This is a genomic window from Saccharothrix isguenensis (genome assembly GCF_052936305.1).
Window position 1 is genome coordinate 3,482,773 of record NZ_CP193626.1, and the last position, 18,663, is coordinate 3,501,435.

The following is an 18,663-nucleotide window of genomic DNA, read 5'->3' on the forward strand; positions in this document are numbered from 1 at the left end:
GGATCGGCCCAATCCTGTGCCGGGGCACACGCCGGTTCACCTGACGAACTGCTGACGATTCGCGTGGTCAGGCCTGGGGGTAGACGCCGAAGTGGACGCGGTCGGCGTTGCGCCTGCGCACGTCGAGCACCTTGTCCGCCAGCGCCTCGGCCGCACGGGCGTCCAGGAACACGCGGATGTCGCCCCGGGCGACCACCACGTCCTCGGGTGCCGGATGCGGTTCGACCGACAGGTGGAAGTCCCGATCGGGGGTGTTCGCCGCCGACGTGATGCGCAGCCCGCCCTGACGTCCCACGCCGGTGGCGGCGGTCAGCTCGTCGATGGCCTCGGCGGCCGTGGTGTCGATGTCCAGCACTGTGGACCTCCCGTCGTCCGGTTCTCGCGTTCACCGCCGACGGTAGGTGCCGGTCCGCCCGGTTCGGCGGGAAAGCGTTGCACCGCAAGGAAATCGTCAGGATGGACGGAGGTCCGCGACAGCACGCGGCCGTATTGCAAGGCAAGCGTCAGGTTCACCGGCGCGTGGCGGTGTCATGATCGGGAGAGGCCGCGCAGCGGCTCGGGGCCGCCATCGCTCCGCGGGAGGAGAGCGCTGTGATGTCCGGTGGAGTGCGGTTGCCCGAGGCACCCGACCCGGAGGTGCGGCCACCGGTGGGGGACGCGGCGGCCACGTTCGGCATCGCCGTCAGCTTCCTGGCCGGTCTGTGGCTGATCATGGCGCCCTTCGCGCTGGGGTACCGGACCGCCGGTGATTTCGCCCCCCACTGGAACACCGTGTTGGCGGGCTTCGCGGTGGCCGTGTGCTCCCTGGTCCACGCCATGGCGCTGCGGGAGACACCGTGGATGGGGCCGGTTCTGCTGGTGCTCGGGGTCTGGCTGGTCGTCGCGCCGTCCGTGGAGCTGCACGCGGCCGCGGGGCGCTCGCCGGTCAACGACGTGGTCACCGGCGCCGTGGTCGCGGTGGCGGCGCTGGGCTCGGTGGTCAGGACGGCTGCACGACGGCGGTCACGAGCCGCCCGGCGCCCTGTCCACCATCGCGGCTGACCGGCAAGGACGTCATGAGCCGGGTGGGACCGCGGTGGGGACGCCCTCCACGATCGACAGCCGGGTACCGGTCGGGACCACCCGCTCCAGGCGGAAGCCGGCTCGGGCGAACAGGGTTTCGAACTCGGCGCGGGTGCGTTCCCGTCCGGTGAGCGAACTCATCATGAGCAGGTCGATGACCTTGCCGGGGTCGGGGTCGTTGCCCGGCGGGATCACCGCGTCGACCACCAGGACGCGGCCGCGGTCGGAGACGGCCTGCCGGCAGTGGCGCAGGACGCGCACGCACTGCTCGTCGTCCCAGTCGTGCAGGATCCGCTTGAGCAGGTAGAGGTCGCCGCTCGGCGCTTCGGTGAAGAAGTCACCGGTGGCCAGGTCCCAGCGGTGGTCCGCGCCGAGTTCGCCGAGTCGGTGCTCCTGAAGCACGTGCGGCTGTTCGAAGAGCACGCCGTGCAGCCCGGGGTTGTCGCGCAGCACGGCCAGCAGCAGGCCGCCGTGACCTCCGCCGACGTCCACGACCACGCCTTCCGACGGGAAGTCGTACGCCCCTGCGACCAGGGGGTTCTCCGGGTCCGACATCGACGCCATGCCGACGTGGAAGACGGCCGCGGTGTCGGCGTCCCGGGCGAAGTGGTCGAAGAACGGCATCCCGAACAGCCGGTCGAACGGGGACGTCCCCGTGCGGACGGCCTCCTCCAGTTCGCCGGCGGGCAGCCAGAACGTCTTGTCGGTGAGCATCAGGACCGCGGCGCGGAACGACGACGGCACGTCGGTGCGCAGCAACTCCGCCGCGGGGGTGAGCGCGAACCGGCCGGCGTCGTCCTCGGCGAAGACGTCGCGCGTGGCCAGCAGACGCAGCGCCCGGTACAGGTTGAGCGCGTCCGCGCCGACCGCCTCGGCCAGTTCGGCGACCGGACGTGGTCCTCCGGTCAGGTGATCGGCCACGCCCAACGCCGCGACGGCGCGCAAGGCGGCCGAGAACAGGTAACCCATCGAGTGGTCCATGAGGGCGAAGCGGGGATCGGTTTCGGCCGGCCGCTCGGACCGACCCGGGGAATTGCCACCAGTCGACACTCCACGAACGCTATCGGTAACCCAGAGTGATTACCAGTGCCCGTGAACGGCGTGGCCGGGTGCGCGTCGGCGGGCGGACCGACCGGTGACGTCGAGCGCCCGAGGTCGGGTGACGGTGCGGTTAGCGCAGGCGTGGCGGGATACCCAGGGCCGGGTGGACGCGGTGTGGCGCTTGGTCGCGCGCCCTCACGTCACACGCATGCAGGTCGTGCGCATTCACGAGGAGGCTCCGGATGCGAGTGCTGGTCACGGGCTCGCGCGGCGAGCTGAGCGCGGCGACGGTGGACAAGTTGTTGCTGCGGAGCGGGCACGAGGTCACCGGGCTCGACCTCCCGCCACCGGTGCACGACCGGTCCCGGGACGCCGCCTACTTCGAGGCCGACCTCGCCGACGCGGGCCAGGTCGCCGCCATCGTGCCGGGGCACGAAGCGGTGGTGCACGCCGCCGCCGTGCCCAGCCCCCAGCACCACCCGTCGCAGGTGATCTCCCAGAACAACGTGATGTCGACGTGCCACCTGGTCGACGCCGCCGAACGGGCCGGCGTGCGGCGGTTCGTGGTCATCTCCAGCGAGACCGTGCCCGGCCGCCGGGCCCGTACGCGCTGTCCCAGCGGGTCGGTGAAGTGCTCATGGACGCCGTGACCGCGCGCAGCGACCTCATGGCCGTCTCCATCCGTCCCACGTGGATCCAGTGGGAGGGCGACGTCGAGCGCAACACCGGATCGGTGGTGCGCGCCCGCGGCTCGGGCACCAGCGCGTCGTTCTGGTCGTACGTGGTGGTCCACGACGTCGCGGACCTCATCGAGGTGGCCGCGATCACCGGCACACCCGGCCACCAGGTGGTCTACGCCGCGGCGGGGGACAACGCGGCCGGTCTGCCGTCGCACGACCTCGTGCGCAGGCACTTCGGCGACGAGGTCGAGTCGCGGCCGGTGGAACGCGCGGACGCCGCCGGCATCTCGTGCGCCGAGGCGGCCCACCTGTTCGGCTGGAAACCCCGTGCCACCGGCAGGACCGGCTGGACGACGACGGCCACCTGCTGCCGGGAGCACGGGAGAGGCTGGACCGGGAGGACACGGGCGTGCACCGCGGTCTGCGCGCGATCTGCTGATGCGGACGGCCACCGGCGCGTGGGAGCCCTTGCGGCGGCCCGCTTTCCGCTCGCTGTGGATGGCGCAGTTCGTGGCCAACACGGGCACGTGGGCGCAGACCGTGGGCGCGCAGTGGCTCATGGGCGACCTCACGGGCAGCGAGTTCGCCGTCGCCCTCGTGCAGGCGGCCACCACCCTGCCCGTCTTCCTGCTGGTGGTGCCCGCCGGCGCCCTCGGCGACATCTTCGACCGCCGCCGGCTCCTGCTCACCGGTCAGCTGATGATGCTGCTCGGCGCGGCGGGACTGGCGGGGCTGACGGCCGGTGACCTGACCACCCCCGCCCTCCTGCTGCTGATGATCGCGCTGATGGGCGTGGGGCAGGCCCTGTGCCTGCCGTCGTTCCAGGCGATCCAGTCGGAGCTGGTGCCCCGTGACGAGCTACCGCAGGCGGCGCTGCTCAACGGCGCCAACGCGAACGTCGCCAGGGCGGTGGGCCCGGCGCTGGGCGGCGTGCTGATCGCGGCCATCGGACCGGCCGCCACCTTCGCGTTCAACACGCTGTCCTTCCTGGGCGTGCTCGTGGTGCTCTACCGGTGGGACCGCCCGCCGGACCACCGGCCGCTCGGCGTGGAGCGCATGAGGGCGGCGATCCGCGCCGGTGTTCGGTACGTGCGCAGCGCCCCGAAGTTCGCCACGGTGCTGGCCCGCTCGGCGCTGTTCATGACGTTCGCCGGCGGCCTGTGGGCCTTGCTGCCCGCCATCGCCAGGGGACCGCTCCGGCTCGGTCCGGACGGCTATGGGCTGTTGCTGGCCAGCGTGGGACTGGGCGCGGTGGGCGGCGCGTTCCTGGTCCCCCGCGTCCGCGCACGGGTCGGGGCGAACGTGGTGGTGACCGCCGGCATGTTCGGCTACGCGATCGCGGTGCTGGTCGTCGGCCTGGCCGACGCGGTCGTGATGGCGGTCGGCGCGCTGGTGCTCGCCGGGACGGCGTGGATCGCGGTGCAGTCGACGCTCGCCGCGAGCGCGCAGGTGCTGCTGCCGGCGTGGACCAGGGCGCGGGCGCTGGCCTACTTCCAGCTCGTGTTCATGGGCGGGCAGGCGCTGGGCGCGATCGGCTGGGGCGCGGTCGCCGACGTGGTGAGCCTCCGCGCCGCCTTCGTGATCCCGGCCGCGGCGCTGGTCGTCGCCACCGCCTTCAGCGTGTGGGCGCTGCCGCTGACGGAGGCGCAGGTCGACCTGTCGCAGGTGCGGCACTGGCCCGAACCGGTGATCAGGCTCGAACCGGAACCGAACGCCGGGCCGGTGCTGGTCGTCACCGAGTGGCCGGTGCCGCCGGACAACGCCGAGGCCTTCGTCCGGGCGATGCGCCAGGTCGGCCGGGCCCGCCGGCGGACCGGCGCCACGTGGTGGGCGCTGTTCCAGGACGCGGAGGACCCCACGCTGTTCGTGGAGACCTTCATCGTCCGGACCTGGCACGAGCACCTGCGGCAGCACGACGAGCGCGGCACGGTGCTCGACCGCGAGCTGGAAGCGCGTGCGCGCGGCATGGTCATGGAGGGTGAGGAACCACAGGTCCGGCACCTCATCCGCGCCCGGCCCGCCCGACCGGGCGGCGTGCCCTGATCGGTTGCCTGCCGGGCCGGTGACGTGGCAGCGCGCCGCTGCCGGGTACCTCCGCCGATGACCGCGTATCCACAGTGGACGCCTGGCGCTCCCGCTGGACCAGCGGCTCACGCTCGGCACGTTGCACAGCCTCGCCGACCACCAGGGTGTGAAGGTCGACGAGCTGACCGAGGAGGAGCCGGGGCGGATCCTCCACGAAGTCCGGCTCGGCCGGGCGGCGGCGCTGGCGCTCGACGGCGGCGGCGCGTACTACGGCACGGCCGAAGCCAGCCCGTTGTTCGTGGCCCTGCTGGGCGAGTTGCACCGGTGGGGTCTGCCGCTGGCCGAGGTCCAGGCATACGTGTACGCCGCGTACACGGCGAGGACCCAGACCGCGGTGGCGTCCGGCGACGAGCGCACCGCGGCGGAGTACCGGCGCAAGGTCTCCGACCCCAAAGCCGCGTTCAACGAGCAGTTCTGGCTGCCCGAGCAGGGGTGGTTCGCGTTCTCCAGGACCCCGGCACCACGCTGGTGAACCTGCCCCGTCAGGGCGGCGGCGACGCGGGTATCGCGATGAGCAAGGAGCACCCGGACCTGGTCCGGTTCGTGAACGGCGTGCTGGACGAGATGCGCGCCGACGGCACGCTGGTGGCCTCACGCGACCGGTGGTTCGTCGACGAGGTGCGGGCCGGCGGGCTGGCCGATCCCGGTCCGCAGCCGGCCCTGCCACCCGTCACCTACGTCGACTGAGGTCCCGCTCCTCCGGATCACTGCTCCTCGACGGGTCTCCTCCGCCACGGGCAGGCCGTCGCGGCGCCACAGGAGCTTGACCTCGAACTGGCCCTGGATACCGGTGCGGGCGATCACCGCGCCGGCCTCGGCGTCCAGCTCGAGCCCGAACTTCAACTCGACCTCGTCGGGCGGGCGGGTCATCGACGTGAACTGGGCGAGGGCCGCCGCCGCGGCGTCCCGGACCCCGGCGACCGCCTGCTCGAACGTGTCGCCGACGGCCGACCGGTGTCATGTCGGCGGTGTCACCGGGCCCGCTCAGCGACTCGCGGGACTACCTGTCGCAGCGCCTCCGCGTGCCGACCGCCTGCTTCCTCGGCGGGCCGTGATCATCGGGGTGGGGGCCTGGTCACGGTTTCCACGCCCGCACCACGTGCCGCCGCAGCTTGCCCGACCCGGTGCGCGGCAACGACTCCACGAACACCACTTGGCGCGGCACCTTGTAAGCCGTCAGGTGGCGGCGGACGAGGCCGGTCAGGTCGTCCTCCAGGTCGTCGTCGCCCATCGGGGAGTCCACCCGCACCACGTAGGCGCGCAGCCGGACCGACCCGTCGTCGTTGGTCACCGCGCACACCGCCGCTTCGCGCACCAGCGGGTGGCTCCCGAGGAGGTGCTCCACCTCCAGCGGGTGGACCTTGATGCCGCCGACGTTCTCGATGTCGTCCAGCCGACCCGTGACGCGCACGAAGCCGTCCGCGTCGATCGAGGCGATGTCGCCGGGGGAGTACCAGTCCCGCGTCCGCTCGGGCTCGCCGTCCTCCCCGACGCCGAGCGTCACGGTCGGTCCGCGAACCTGCAACCGCCCCACCACGTCCGGCTCCACGGGGTCGCCCTGCTCGTCCACCACCCGCACCTCGAACGGCGGCAGCGCGCGGCCCACCGTGCCCACCCGCCGCGCGGCGAAGGTGTTGTGGGTGAACGCCTGCCCGACCTCGGTGGTGCCGATGCCGTTGAGCAGCCGGTCGCCCAGGACCTCCATCAGCCGCTCCTCCAACGCCGTCGCCAGGACTTCGCCACCGGCGGCGGCGACGCGGAGGTTCGCCAGCCGGTCCCGGTCGGGGTGGGCGACGAGCCGGCTGTAGAACGTCGGCACCGCGAACAGGGCCGTGACGTCGTGCTCCGCCACGATCGCCAGCACGTCCTCGACCAGCGGGGGATCGGGGTTCAGCACCACGCGGCACCCGCTCATCAGCGGGTACAGCAGGGAGTTGCCCAGGCCGTAGGCGAAGTACATCTTGGACACCGAGTGGACCACGTCGTCAGGTCCCAGCTCCAGCGCGGGCACGGCGAACGTCCGGTGGTGGACGATCGGGTCGCCGTGCAGCTGCGGGCACAGCCTGGACTCGCCGGTGGTGCCCGAGGTGAACGTCGCGTACGCCTGGTGGTCGGCGGCGCGCGGCGTGGGCGGGATCGGCTCCGCCCCTTGGAGTTCGGCGAAGGTGGCCACCGGGAAACCGCTCAGCGCCGGCCGGTCGTCCGGGCGGCACACCACCAGCGCCGGTCGGGCGGAGGCGAGGACCCGGTGCAGCTCGTCGTCGTGCAGGCGTGGGTTGACCGGGACCGCGACCGCGCCGGCGTGCACGGCCCCCAGGAACGCCAGGACGAAATCCAGCCCGTCGTCCAGCACGACCGCCACCCGGTCACCGGGCTGCACGTGCGCGCGGACCAGGGCGCCGGCCACGCGGGCCGCTCCGGCGTACACGTCGATGTGGGCGAGCACGTCGCCGTCCACCTCGTAGGCCGGGCGGTCCAGCCACCCTCCGGCGGACGCTCCGGCGCGCATCGCGTGGACCAGGTTCATCGCACTGCTCTCCCAGCTCCGGCCCGCCCGTGCCGCCGGGCGGGGACAGTCTCGACGCGCGTGGTCATCGGCCCGGCTCCCCGGCGAGGAGCGCGGCCACCTCCGAACGCCACGCCGACACCACGGCGAACAGCCCGCCGACCGCGCCGAGGTCGGTCAGCGGCGTCGGCCCGCCGCGCAGCGCGCCGACGAAGTCCGCGTACGCGCCGTCCACCGGTGACGCCACGAGGTCGGCGGCCAGTGCGCCGTCCACGCCCGTCACCGCGAGGTGGAACCGGGGTTCGCCCCAGCCCAACTCGACCGTCCCGGTCACGCCGCCGGCCACCGCGACGGCACGCACCCGGTCGTGGGTGGCTTCCACCGTCCGGACTCCGGTCACCGGCGCGCCGAGCACGCGGTCGACCACGTCCAGGACGTCCGGGCCGAGTTCGGCCACCAGGTCCCGGCCCGTCGACACCTGGTCCAGGCGCACCTCGAAGCCTCGTGGCGCCCCGGCGCTGCCCTCGGTGACGGCCTTGCCCAGCGCGGTCAGGTCGGAGTGGTGCGCCCAGGGCAGGTCCACCGAACACCGGCCGGGCGCCTTCCGCGCGGCCTCGACCACCACGTCGTCCACGGAGTCCTTGCCCACCAGGACGTGCAACCCCCTGCGCAACGCCGTCAGGACCGCCGCGCTGCTCGGCGCGCGCACGACGACACCCTCCGCCGGCACCGTCTCCACCAGGCGCGTCGCGTCGAGCAGGACCCAGGGCATCCTGTGGTCGGCGGGTTCCACCGCGTCCGGGTGCGTCACGCCGACGACCCTCACGCCGGGCAGCGCGGGCACCGCTCCCGCGCCGACGACCACGACCCGCACGTCGGCGGGTTCCGCGGTGGCCAGCACCCGGTCGCTGGCGAAGAAGCTCAGGTCGGCCGACGCGGACGCCGGGTCGCTCAGCACCGACACCCGAGGCCGGTCCAGGTCGGAGTAGTCCTTCTCGACCGGCACCCACTCCAGGTCCGCGGCCGTGTGCTCCGGTCCGGTGGCGAAGACATCGGCCCACCGGCTGCGGATCACCCTCATGTGCCGCTTCCAGATCGGCAGCTTGTCGTGGCCGACGTGGTTGAACGTGGTGCCCTCGAAGTGCCGCATCGCCACCGACCCGAGGTGGCGCAGCCGTTCTCCGCCGGCGCGCAGGCGGCAGCACAGGTCGATGTCCTCGCACAGCGAGACCGGGTCGAACGCCTCGTCGAACCCGCCGACCCGGCGGAACGAACTGTGCCGGACCATCAGGGCGGCGGTGGGCGCCCACGTCTGCTCGCGGTGCTGCCGGTGCTCGGGGCCGGGCGGACGGCCGCGCCCCACGGGACCGATGCGGCCGTCCGCCGTGGACCCGCCGCCCGCGCACTGGACCAACGCGACCTCGCCCGGGTAGAGCAGCAACGGCGACACGGCGCCCAGCCCGGGATCGGCGGTGAGCTCGGCGGCCAGCACGTCGACCACGTCGGGGTCGTCCACGAGCACGTCGTTGTCGAGGAAGAACAGGAACTCCCCGCGGGCCACGGCCGCGCCGACGTTGCGCCGTTCGCTGCCACCGCGGTCGTCCTCGTGGCGCAGCACCGCAATCGGCCGTTCGTGCTCCAAGGCGGCCAGGTACTCGGCGGTGCCGTCGTCCGAACCGTTGTCCACCACGACGATCTCGAAGTCCCCGGACGCGCGCGCCAGGGACGCCAACGCCCGCCGCGTGTACTCCAGGCGGTTCCTGACCAGCATGACGATTGAGACCAGGCCCGGTACGGGGGTCGGGTTCACAAGTGCGCCCTTCACCAAACGGAGATCGTCCTCACGCGGCACGTCGTCGTGCCGTCCGGAGCACGGGGCTGGGCGGCTTTGCCCGCGTGCTTGCTCCGTCGCGGTGTCGGGATCGGTCCGACCGGTCGGAGTTCAACGCATGTGCGCGCAGCGGTCGCGCTGCGGATCACCTCATCGGCCGTCAATTCCCACTACGTCGAGGATTGACAACGGCGAACCAGCGCCGATGGTAGAGGCGCCCCACCGTGTGCGCCAGCCCACGCCTCGGGTTTCCGAAGGGAACCGCGGCCGGACGTCGCCGAAATCCCGGCTGCCCGGTATGGGCGCGTGGTTGCGGCGACGATATTCCTCGTGGCGGGGAATCGTCCCCGGTCGACCCGGGAACCGCGGGCCGATCAGCGGCCGGTGGCGGTCAGGACCGCGGCGGCGATCGCCTCGTGGCCGTCCGGCGTGGGGTGGACGTCGGTGTGGCTGCAGAAGTACGTCAGCGCGCACACCTTCGCCACCGGTGTCGGGATCGGGCCGTACGTCGGGTCCTGGGTGAGCTCGGTGAGCGGTTCGTAGCCCCCGGTCGACGCCGTGACGTCCACGAACGTCGCCCCGACCTTCTCGTACTCGGCCCTGAGGGCGGCGTTGAAGAAGTCCCGGAACAGCGGCACCGACAGGCGTGCGAGGTCCTGGCCGTTCGGGAACTCCGGGGACACCCACGCCCCGAGGAACACGTCCGGGTAGGTCAGGCCCACGATCGGGGCATCGCCGGCGGCTTCGCGCAGCGCGGGCAGGGTGGCGGCCAGGCCGGCCCGGACGTCGGTCACGGCTCGCGACGTGCAGCCCAAGGGGTCCGGGGCCTGCGCGCACGGGGCCAGGTCGTTCCCGCCGATCACCACCGTGACCAGGCCGATCCGCCCCTGGTGCTCGCGCAGCGCCTGGACGGCCGCGTCGAGCTGGGTGCGGCCCGCCAGGTCGGGTGCGCCGGGGGCGGTGTTGCCGGGTGCGCACGCAGGCCCGCCGTGCAGCTGCGCGGACGTCGCGCCGCTGCACGCGAGGTTGATCAACCGCAGGTCGGACTGCTCGGCGACGAGGTAGGCGAAGCCGTCCGGATCCGTTCCGGAGGGCGCGCCTGCTGCCGGTGGGCGGTAGCCGGTCGCGTACGAGTCGCCCAACGACACGTAGACGCGGTCGGCGGGCGGTGCGCCGTCACTGGGTGGAGCACCGTCACTCGTCGGGGCGGGGTCGTTCGTGGGCTCGGGGTTCTCGGTCGGCGCACCGGTGCACGCGCCGAGCGCCACCAGCAGCGCCACCGACAGGGCCCCGATCAGTGCGGATGGCCGCGGCACCATCAGCCCCTTCTGTCCGGTGGGTGATCGTCGGCCTCCCAGGCTACGCGTGACCCCGGTCCACGGCGGGACGAGTACTCTAGTGCTAGAATAGCGACGTGCCCGAACGCCTCACCCCCGCCGAGCTGACGCTGCTCGGCCTGCTCGTGGAGAAGCCGCGCCACGGCTACGAGCTGGAAGAGGTCATCGCGGCCCGCGGCATGCGCGAGTGGACCGAGATCGGCTTCAGCTCGATCTACTACCTGCTGACCAAGCTCCGTGACCGCGGCCTGGTCGCCGAGAGCGGCAGCGAGCCGGGTCGGGGCAAGGCCCGCAAGGTGTTCGAGCCGACCGAGCGCGGCCGTGAGGCGTGCGCGGCAGGCGCCGAAGAGGCCATCGCCACCCTGCGGCCGGTGTTCCCGCCGGTGCTCGTCGGCCTGGCGAACCAACCGGTCATCCCGACCGAACGGCTGCGTGCCGCGCTCGACAGGCGGGCGGAGGCGCTGGCCGAGCGGATCGCGGCCGTCCGGGCCGCCGCACCGCCCGAGGCCCCGCACTTCGCCCGCGCGATCTTCGACTACTCGCTGCGCCAACTCGAAGCCGAACAGGCGTGGCTGGCCGCCTACCGAGGAGAACGGTGATGACCCCGTACGACGTGAAGCGGGAGCTGAAAGCGCTGTACGCGCCGAAGAACCGGGACTGGGCGCTGGTCGACGTGCCGCCGCAGCAGTTCATCGCGGTCGCGGGTAGGGGAGATCCGAACACCGCGCCGGAGTACGCGCGGGCCGTCGAGGCGCTGTACTCGGTGGCCTACGCGCTCAAGTTCGCGAGCAAGCGCGCGGGTCGGGACTTCGTGGTCGGTCCGCTCGAAGGTCTGTGGTGGTCGGACGACCCGGCGGTGTTCACGGCCCGCGAGAAGGACTCCTGGCAGTGGCGAATGCTGATCAGCCAACCCGACTGGATCACCGCGCGGGACGTCGAGGAGGCCAGGGAGGCGACGTCGGCGAAGAAGAAGCTGCCGACCATCGCCGAGGTCCGCCACGAGGAGCTGGCCGAGGGCACGTGCGCCCAGGTGCTGCACATCGGCTCGTACGACGACGAAACGCCGGTCCTGGCGGCCCTCCACAACGACTACCTGGCGGCCAACGACCTGGAGATGACGGGGCTGCACCACGAGGTCTACATCGGCGACCCCCGCCGCACGGAACCGGCGAAGCTGAGGACCGTGCTGCGCCAACCGGTCCGGTTCAAGCCGTAGCGATGGCCCGGTCGCGCGGCGATCGTTTCGTCGCCGCGCGGCGCCCATCCCGAAGTAGTGCTCCACAGCGTCGAACGGCCGGCGGTCGCAGCCCCGGTGTGGAGGTGGCGCCGATCGTGTGCAGGACGAGGCGCGTGGTCCGTTCGACCGGCACCACCCGCATCGACGTCATCGCCCACCGACCGACGCGGCTCAGTCGGTGACGAGCAGCCCTTTCCCGTACAGCCATTCCGCCGTCGCCTCGGCACTCCCGGCGGGCAGGCGGGCGGACCAGGTGCGGAGCAGGTCGGCGAGCGATGCGGAGTGCTGCACGCAGTCCAGCAGGGGAGCGAGCTCCGCGTCACCGACGTGGGCGATCGGCGCGGGCAGGGAGGGGTGCGTGAGCGCTCGGCGCATCGTGACCAGATCTCCGACCGGGCACGGCGTGGGCACCACGGCGGCCTCGGCGGACAGGCGGACGGGTCGGTGCAGGCGGTCGGGTGTCAGCCGGTCGGGTGCGGGCGCAGGGGCCACGGGAGTCGTCGGGGGCGGCGCGGCGCGGCGGCGCCAGAACACGCGGTCTCGGTGGGGTTCGCAGCGGTAGTAGTGGGCGGCGGTCCAGGTGCTGTGGCGGGCCAGGGCGCGGTCCCGGCTCTCGCGGTAGAAGGCGAGTGCGGCGTTGCGGTCGCCGTCCGACAGCAAGGTGTGCGCGGTGACGGCGGCGGCCATGGCGCTCTGCAACGCGCTGTCCACACCGGACGACGTCAGCGGGTCCAGCGCGAACGACGCCTCGCCCACCTTGACCGAGTCCTCGGTGACGGGCAGGTCGTCGCGGTAGCCGGTGGCGTCGCACACCGAGACGGCGGCCACCGGCATGCGGTCCGGGAACAGGCCGGTGCTGTCGAGCAGGTGGTCGTAGAGCCGTTCCACGTCGGCGGCGTGCCCGCGCACGAGGTCGACGTCGACGAACGCCATGGCCCGGAACGCCCCACCGGGCAGCGGCGCGCCCCAGCACCAGGTGCGAGGCCCGGCGCCCAGCCGGGCCGGGCCGTCCCCGCGCCAGGCGGCGTGCAGGGTGAGCGTCCTGGGGCCCGTGGCGGTGGTCGTGCCGCCCGAAACCCGGTGGCGCCCACTGGCGTCGACCAGGAACCGCGCCCGCAGCACGTCGTGCCCCACCGGGATCTCCCAGCCGGCCGGGCGACGACGAGGTCGCCCGGCACGTGTCGGCTGGAGGACCGACACACCGGAGGCACGTGCGGCGGACAGCAGGGCGCGGTCGAAACGGCCACGGTCGACGGTCACCGCACGCGGGTCGGGCTCGATCAAGCGGACCGAGGTGTCCTCCCAGCGCACCATCGTGCCCTGCGACGGCACGCCCCCGTCCAGCGCGTGCCGCACGCCCAGGACGTCCAGCAGCGGCGGCACGCCCGGGGACAGCGCCTCGCCCACGTGGGGACGCGGGAACGTCCGCCGTTCCACCAACACGACGCGGTGACCGAGCCTGGCCAGCCGCAGGGCGCACACCGACCCGGCCGGCCCGCCGCCGACCACGCAGACGTCCCAGGCCGTCATCCGGCGAAGTAGTCGGGCCGCGCCGCGAGCACGCGGCTGTAAACGGTGAGGCAGTGGTGCAGCCAGCCGCGGATGTACTCGCACGCGGGCCTGCCGCGCCGGATCACCTCGTGGTGGCACCCGCCGCCGCACAGGTATCGCGCCCAGCAGCCCTTGCACGGCTCCTGCCGGTGCACGTGCCGGTCGGTCAGCCACTGGGCGCGCTTGGCGTCGTCCACCCCGCCGACCAGGTCGCCCATCGCGCCGTCCTCGTCGCCCACGAACCGGTGGCACGCCGCCAGGTCGCCGTCGGCCGACACGCCCAGGTAGCCCGCGCCCGCCCCGCACGGGTACGGCCGGTGCGTGCCGCGGTGGATCTCGCGCAGCGCGGTGGCCAGGTTGGTGAACGGGTAGCGCCGCCCGGCCAGCACCCGGCGGACGAACTCCTCGCCGCACGCCGTCATCTGCTCCAGCATCACCTCCAGGTCCGACAGCGCCATCTCGCCCTGCCCGTTGGGGGAGCTGAGCATGGGGGAGAACCCGACACCGTGGAACCCGGCGGCGGTGAACTCGTCCAGGGTCCGCGGCAGGTCGAGGTTGAGCGGCGTCACCGTGACGCGGGCCGACACCTGCATCCGGCGCTGGGCCGCCAGGAGGGGCGCCACCCGGTCCACGATCCGCTGGTAGCTGCCGCGCCCGTCGCGGTGGGGCCGCAGCAGGTCGTGCCGCGCGCCCACGCCGTCCAGGCTGATCGTCACCGCGAACGCGTGGTCCTCGAAGAACTCGCCGTCCTTGGGCGTGAGCAGGGTGCCGTTGGTGGTGATGGAGAACGTGACCGGCACGCCCTTCCGGCCGGACACCACCTCCGCGTACTCGGTGGCGGCACGGACCACGGGCCGGTTCGTCATCGGCTCGCCGCCGAGGAACGCGAGGTTGACCCGTTCGCCGGGGGAGGCCTCGCGGAACAGGGTGTCCACGGCGGCGAACGCGGTGGCTCCGGGCATGTTCTTGGCCGGACCCCCGAAGTCGCCCTGCTGGGCGTAGCAGTAGGTGCAGCCGAGGTTGCACTTCTGCGCGACGGCCAGCGACAGCGCCCGCACCGGCGGTGGATCGGGCGCCAGGTCGTCGATCTGCCGGGGCGCGTCCACGCCCAGGTCGGCGAGCAGCGCGTCGAGCGCGCGGGGGTCCGGGTCGCGACCGGCGACGTCGAGGCGGTCGTAGAGGGCCTGGCCGACGCCGAACAGACGGCTGCCGTTGGCCAGCAGCACGCGCGGCCCGTCCTCGGTGCGCAGCAGGTGGATGTCGGGGTGGACCGGGGTGGACGCCTCGAACAGCTCGCGGGCGGTCACTGGTCGCCGCTCTTCGGCTCGGGGCTGTCGTGCCCGGCTTCGACGTGCTCCGGCGCGTCGTTGCCGCCGATGACGAACCGCAGCTCGCCCTGCCAGTCGCGGAACAGGTCGTCGTAGCTGACCAGGCGGGAGTCGGTGCGGTTGTCGAGCACGTACTCGCGCGGCTCGCGGTCCTTGGCGAACCAGTGGTTGCCGGTGCTGGTGCCGAGCGCGGTGTCCTCGACGTTGACGTAGTCCGGCCGGCTGGCGGCCCAGTAGTAGCAGGCGCATTCGCGGTAGTCGTTCTGCCAGGGCGAGCACAGGCCGCGGGTCAGGTCGCCCGGTCCGGCCATCTCCTCGGCGATCACCGGCAGCGGGCCGTCGGTCACCTCGCTGCGCGCGAACAGGTGCCGGACCTCCAACCACACCTCCTCCACCAACGGGCCGGGCACCTGCGCGGGCTTGCCCACCGGTTTCGGCGCCGGGCCGTGGGTGAACAGGCACGCGACGGTGTCGCCCCCGTGCTCGGCCAGCACGTCGGCCAGGGAGTTGGACCACTCCAGCATCATCACGCCGTCCGGGTTGTCGGCCGACGTCAGCGGACCGGCCGCCGCGCCGGGACGGGTCGGGCCGACGAGGTTCCCGATGACGTCGTGACCCGCCACGGCGAGCAGTCGGCGGCCCTTGAGCCGTTCGTATTCAGGGTCGGCGTCCACGACGTAGTTGTCCGCCTCGTGCAGTTCGATGCCGACGAGCAGCTTGCGCCAGATGTTGCGGATGTCGAATTCGAGGCCGGGGTAGGCGTTGGAGATCGCCGACACCGGCAGCGTGCTCGGCGGGTTGCCCGTGGCGCGGTAGTCGAGCTGCGCGGTGAGGTTCAACGGCGTGATGGGGTCGTCGCTCATCCCGGTCCTCCGGACTCGTCAGTGCCTTGGTCGTGCCGGAGGCTCTCCTGTCGGAAGATCTCTTGGCGGGCGGCCTTGCGCACCAGGTCGACCTGGCGGCGGGTGAGCGCCAGCGACCTGCCGTCCGCGCCGCGCATCAACGCCGGCATCTTCCGCCTGCCCTTGGCGGTCAGGTCGCCCACCTCGTCGTGGTCGCGCAGGACGTCGGCGAACCACGGCGCCGTGCCGCTGCGCAGGGCGGCGAGGACGTTCTGGTGCAGGGCGAAGACGGCGGCGGTGTCCACGAGGGACGGAGCCATGATCGGCTCGAACGTCCGCCCGGTGTCGGCCGAGTCCTGCCGCACCATCGTGCTGGCGGCGTCGACCCGCCCGTCGACGGTGTTGCCGTTCATCACGGCGGTGTTCATCAACCGCACCGACTCCAGCGCTCGGCGCAGGACTTCCTCGGCGACCTCGTGCGCCTTCTCCGGGGTGTCCTCGGAGCGGGCCCTCGGCCCGTGCAGCGCCTGGTCGAGTTCGTCCGCGACCGTGCGGACCGGGATGCTGTCCGGCGCGTAGGCGGGTGGACCGGCGCCGATGCGGCCGTACGCGGTCAGCTTCCGATCGCCCGCGACCAGTTCCACGTGCACCAGGCCGTCGCACTCGTCGTCCAGGTAGCCCGAGCTGATCCAGGTGCCGTCCGGTCCGTCCTCACCGGCGTAGATCTGCGCGGGGATGGTCAGCCGAGGATCACCCGGCCGGTCGAAGTAGCCTTGCCACTTCCCCTTCGTCGCGTCGTAGAGGGCGTCGACGACGTTCGGGTCCTTCTCGTCGACGCGGCCACCGGAGCCGTAGACGTGCCCACCCGCGGGGGTGAAGCGCAACCGGATGCCGGGGTACTTCGTCGTCGGCTTGATGTAGCGGACGTGACCCAGCGGCAGGAACTTGTCGCGGAGGAAGTTGGCGCACCGCCCCTTCAGCTCGTGCGTGCCGTGATCGCCGAACCAGCCGGTGTCGGCGTCGATCCGGTCCTCCGGCTCGTAGGTGCGGCGCTCGATCTTGTGGTTGCCGACCCGGACGCACCACCGCACGTCCTCCGGCGTCAACCCGTTGCGGTGCAACAAGTCCACGGTGAGCGGCTGCAACTCCCGGTCGCCGTCCGTCAGCGCCCAGACCTCCAGGAACGGCGCGACGGGCTTGACCCTGCCGTGCCCGTCGGTGAACCGCAGCCGCTCGGGAGGCGTGTCGTCGTCGAGGATCTCGCCGGAGCCGGGATCGATCCGCAAGGTCGAGTCGGGGACCAGCACGCGCGGCGCGAGCGGTTCGTCCGGGTCGGGCTCGGCGGTGTAGTTGTCCATCGGCTCGGCCGCCGCGCCCAGTCGGCCGATGGCCAGCGGGGGCAGGATGCGCAGTTCCAGGATCCCGGTCATCCGGTGCACCCCTTCCGGCTGAGGACGTGCTCGATCTGCTCCAGCGCCCTCCGGTCGGACTCGCGCAGCGCCACGACGTACGGGTCGCCCGCGCAGTCCGGGTTCGTGGTCAGCAGCTGCTCGGTGAGCAGGCGGGACGCTTGCACGAGGTCGCGTTGCAGCAGCCAACGGTCGTGGTCGCGGTCGGGCAGTTCGAGGCTGTACGGCATCTCGAACGGCGGCCCGGCCCGCAGGCGGTCGGGGCCGGTCGCACCTTCGTCCAGTGGCAGCTCCACCAGCCGCCCCGCCAACGCGCGCAGGTTGTACATCTCCGCGAACGCCCGGTGCACCAGCGCGCCGCGCCCGGTGAGCACACCGCCGTTGTCCAGCGGACCGGCCAGGTGGAAGGCGTGCGAGATGTCGGTGAGCAGCATCCGGTAGCGCAGGTTGAACAGGTGGCCCCACAGCGCGGTGTGCGGGTCGGTGATCGGGCTGGTCGTCACGGTCACGGTCCTGGTCCCGGTGCCGTACGCGACCACCACCGACTCGTTCAGGCGGTGCGCGGTGACCGGGTTCTCGGCGACCGGCCGGGACACCTTGTCCTGCACCTCCCGGGGCAGCTCGGCCAGCTCCGAGTAGATGCCGAGGAACCGCTTGAAGTGGGACGTCTCGTGCTGCTCGTCCGCTCCCACCGCTTCGCCCTGCTCGCCGATCTCGTGCAGCGCCTTGCGCGCCGAGTCACGGGAGAACACGCCGAACACCAGCAGCTCGGGGGACTTCACGTCCGGCACGTTGCCGGCTTCCTGCCCGCGCTCGCCGCGCGTGTAACCGCGTCCCCACTCGTCCCAGGACGCTTGGTAGGGCAGCGTTTCCGCGTGGAACAGCTCGTCCGGGACGTGCTCGCGGTTGCCCAGGACCTTGTCGAGCCTCCCGTACAGCTCGCCGACCCGGTTGACGTCCTGACCGGTGGCGACCTCGGCGTCCCGCTTGACCCGCTCGGCGAGGTCGCCCGTCCACTTCGCGGGACTCTCCGCGACCACGTAGGCGGCCAGCGACTCGCGGGTCAGCCGGCGCAGGGTGAACGGGAACGGGTAGAAGTCCGAGCCCCACGGGTAGTCCTCGCGGTCGAGGTTGATCGGGCCGCCGAGCGAGGTCAGCAGGTTCTGCACGGTGACGAAGTGGCCCATCTCCTCCTTGGCGATGCCGAGGACGACCTCCTGCCAACCGCGCACCTTGTCCCGCAGCCCTTCGGGCACCTGCGGGCCGCCCATGGAGTACGCGGCGAACAGGTACTGGACCATCAGCGAGTGCTCGATCTCGGCCGCGACGTGCAGCAGCATCGTGGTGTAGTCGCGCCAGTTGAACTCGGGAGGCAGTACGGGTTGTTCCTCCTTCTCCGCCTCCTTCGCCTCGCGGAGCGGGCCGGCGACCGAGAGGTGCGCCACCGCCGCCGGCAGCTCGTCGAACAGCTCCGGCAACACCGAAGCCATGTGCCGGTGCACTCTGGACCTCATGGCACGAACCCCGTCCCCGCCCTGGTGTGTGGGCGCAGGGTGAGCGTGCCGGCGCGGTGCCGCGCCCCGCGCCGGTCGCGTTGAACGTCAGCCGGCTTGATGAACCCGGCTCATCCGGACGGGCGAGCCTCCCTGACGGACAGTCGACCGCCACCACGGCCGGGGTACGGCCGTGATCACTGGAGGACCCCCGGTCGGTCCGCCCCTTCCTCCGCGCGGGCACGTCGACCGAGTAAGGTC

General features: G+C 72.7%; 18 protein-coding genes and 1 pseudogene. 8 read left to right on the top strand and 11 right to left on the bottom strand.

Annotated elements, in window-relative coordinates:
* Positions 1–67: 67 nt before the first annotated feature.
* On the bottom strand, positions 68–355 hold the full coding sequence (locus tag ACRAKI_RS16150) for a hypothetical protein (protein ID WP_447007906.1): 288 nt from the start codon (positions 353–355) through the stop codon (positions 68–70).
* 239 nt (positions 356–594) lie between these two features.
* On the opposite strand from ACRAKI_RS16150, the gene ACRAKI_RS16155 reads away from it, so the two are divergent.
* Positions 595–1,041, top strand: coding sequence for an SPW repeat domain-containing protein (locus tag ACRAKI_RS16155; RefSeq protein WP_447007907.1), 447 nt, complete (start codon positions 595–597; stop codon positions 1,039–1,041).
* Positions 1,042–1,053: 12 nt separating this feature from the next.
* Here ACRAKI_RS16155 and ACRAKI_RS16160 read toward each other — a convergent pair whose 3' ends face one another.
* Positions 1,054–2,043 (bottom strand): methyltransferase, encoded by a 990-nt coding sequence (locus tag ACRAKI_RS16160; protein ID WP_447007908.1) that lies wholly within the window; start codon positions 2,041–2,043, stop codon positions 1,054–1,056.
* Positions 2,044–2,345: 302 nt separating this feature from the next.
* Here ACRAKI_RS16160 and ACRAKI_RS16165 point away from each other — a divergent pair, with 302 nt between their 5' ends.
* From ACRAKI_RS16165 to ACRAKI_RS16185, 5 genes are all read left to right on the top strand, one after another.
* Positions 2,346–2,753 carry an NAD-dependent epimerase/dehydratase family protein gene (locus ACRAKI_RS16165; protein WP_447007909.1) on the top strand — a complete coding sequence of 136 codons (408 nt, stop codon included), beginning with the start codon at positions 2,346–2,348 and terminating at the stop codon, positions 2,751–2,753.
* A gap of 319 nt (positions 2,754–3,072) precedes the next feature.
* Positions 3,073–3,222: a hypothetical protein gene (locus ACRAKI_RS16170; RefSeq protein WP_447007910.1), complete on the top strand. Its 150-nt coding sequence runs from the start codon at positions 3,073–3,075 to the stop codon at positions 3,220–3,222.
* A complete protein-coding gene (locus ACRAKI_RS16175) occupies positions 3,222–4,826 on the top strand; it encodes an MFS transporter (protein WP_447007911.1) in 1,605 nt (534 codons plus the stop codon). Before ACRAKI_RS16170 ends, ACRAKI_RS16175 begins: the two co-directional genes overlap by 1 nt.
* A 121-nt stretch (positions 4,827–4,947) precedes the next feature.
* Complete coding sequence (locus ACRAKI_RS16180; protein ID WP_447007912.1) at positions 4,948–5,340, top strand: hypothetical protein; 393 nt, start codon at positions 4,948–4,950, stop codon at positions 5,338–5,340.
* The gene (locus ACRAKI_RS16185; protein WP_447007913.1) at positions 5,337–5,555 is read left to right on the top strand and encodes a hypothetical protein; all 219 of its coding nucleotides are present in this window, start codon (positions 5,337–5,339) and stop codon (positions 5,553–5,555) included. Before ACRAKI_RS16180 ends, ACRAKI_RS16185 begins: the two co-directional genes overlap by 4 nt.
* Here the strand turns inward: ACRAKI_RS16185 and ACRAKI_RS16190 are convergent.
* The 4 genes and pseudogenes from ACRAKI_RS16190 to ACRAKI_RS16205 form a co-directional block, all read right to left on the bottom strand.
* A pseudogene (locus tag ACRAKI_RS16190) lies at positions 5,460–5,801 on the bottom strand (CU044_2847 family protein); the annotation flags it as partial. The gene ACRAKI_RS16185 and the pseudogene ACRAKI_RS16190 overlap by 96 nt on opposite strands.
* A 142-nt stretch (positions 5,802–5,943) precedes the next feature.
* Positions 5,944–7,395, bottom strand: coding sequence for a class I adenylate-forming enzyme family protein (locus tag ACRAKI_RS16195; protein ID WP_447007914.1), 1,452 nt, complete (start codon positions 7,393–7,395; stop codon positions 5,944–5,946).
* 64 nt (positions 7,396–7,459) lie between these two features.
* Positions 7,460–9,145, bottom strand: a complete 1,686-nt coding sequence (locus ACRAKI_RS16200) for a glycosyltransferase (RefSeq protein ID WP_447007915.1) — start codon at positions 9,143–9,145, stop codon at positions 7,460–7,462.
* A gap of 434 nt (positions 9,146–9,579) precedes the next feature.
* The gene (locus ACRAKI_RS16205; protein ID WP_447007916.1) at positions 9,580–10,524 is read right to left on the bottom strand and encodes a GDSL-type esterase/lipase family protein; all 945 of its coding nucleotides are present in this window, start codon (positions 10,522–10,524) and stop codon (positions 9,580–9,582) included.
* Positions 10,525–10,619: 95 nt separating this feature from the next.
* Between ACRAKI_RS16205 and ACRAKI_RS16210 the strand changes: the two genes are divergently transcribed.
* Positions 10,620–11,141: a PadR family transcriptional regulator gene (locus ACRAKI_RS16210; RefSeq protein WP_447007917.1), complete on the top strand. Its 522-nt coding sequence runs from the start codon at positions 10,620–10,622 to the stop codon at positions 11,139–11,141.
* Positions 11,141–11,758, top strand: a complete 618-nt coding sequence (locus ACRAKI_RS16215) for a GyrI-like domain-containing protein (RefSeq protein ID WP_447007918.1) — start codon at positions 11,141–11,143, stop codon at positions 11,756–11,758. The genes ACRAKI_RS16210 and ACRAKI_RS16215 overlap by 1 nt, the downstream gene beginning before the upstream one ends.
* Positions 11,759–11,950: 192 nt before the next feature.
* Here ACRAKI_RS16215 and qhpG read toward each other — a convergent pair whose 3' ends face one another.
* The 5 genes from qhpG to ACRAKI_RS16240 are packed head-to-tail and all read right to left on the bottom strand — an operon-like array spanning position 11,951 to position 18,423.
* Positions 11,951–13,309 carry a flavin-dependent monooxygenase QhpG gene (qhpG, locus tag ACRAKI_RS16220; protein WP_447007919.1) on the bottom strand — a complete coding sequence of 453 codons (1,359 nt, stop codon included), beginning with the start codon at positions 13,307–13,309 and terminating at the stop codon, positions 11,951–11,953.
* Positions 13,306–14,637 (bottom strand): SPASM domain-containing protein, encoded by a 1,332-nt coding sequence (locus ACRAKI_RS16225; protein ID WP_447007920.1) that lies wholly within the window; start codon positions 14,635–14,637, stop codon positions 13,306–13,308. The genes qhpG and ACRAKI_RS16225 overlap by 4 nt, the downstream gene beginning before the upstream one ends.
* Positions 14,634–15,521, bottom strand: a complete 888-nt coding sequence (locus ACRAKI_RS16230) for a hypothetical protein (protein WP_447007921.1) — start codon at positions 15,519–15,521, stop codon at positions 14,634–14,636. Before ACRAKI_RS16230 ends, ACRAKI_RS16225 begins: the two co-directional genes overlap by 4 nt.
* On the bottom strand, positions 15,518–16,930 hold the full coding sequence (locus ACRAKI_RS16235) for a hypothetical protein (RefSeq protein ID WP_447007922.1): 1,413 nt from the start codon (positions 16,928–16,930) through the stop codon (positions 15,518–15,520). Before ACRAKI_RS16235 ends, ACRAKI_RS16230 begins: the two co-directional genes overlap by 4 nt.
* Positions 16,927–18,423, bottom strand: a complete 1,497-nt coding sequence (locus ACRAKI_RS16240; protein WP_447007923.1) for a ferritin-like domain-containing protein — start codon at positions 18,421–18,423, stop codon at positions 16,927–16,929. Before ACRAKI_RS16240 ends, ACRAKI_RS16235 begins: the two co-directional genes overlap by 4 nt.
* Between the last annotated feature and the right edge of the window lie 240 nt (positions 18,424–18,663).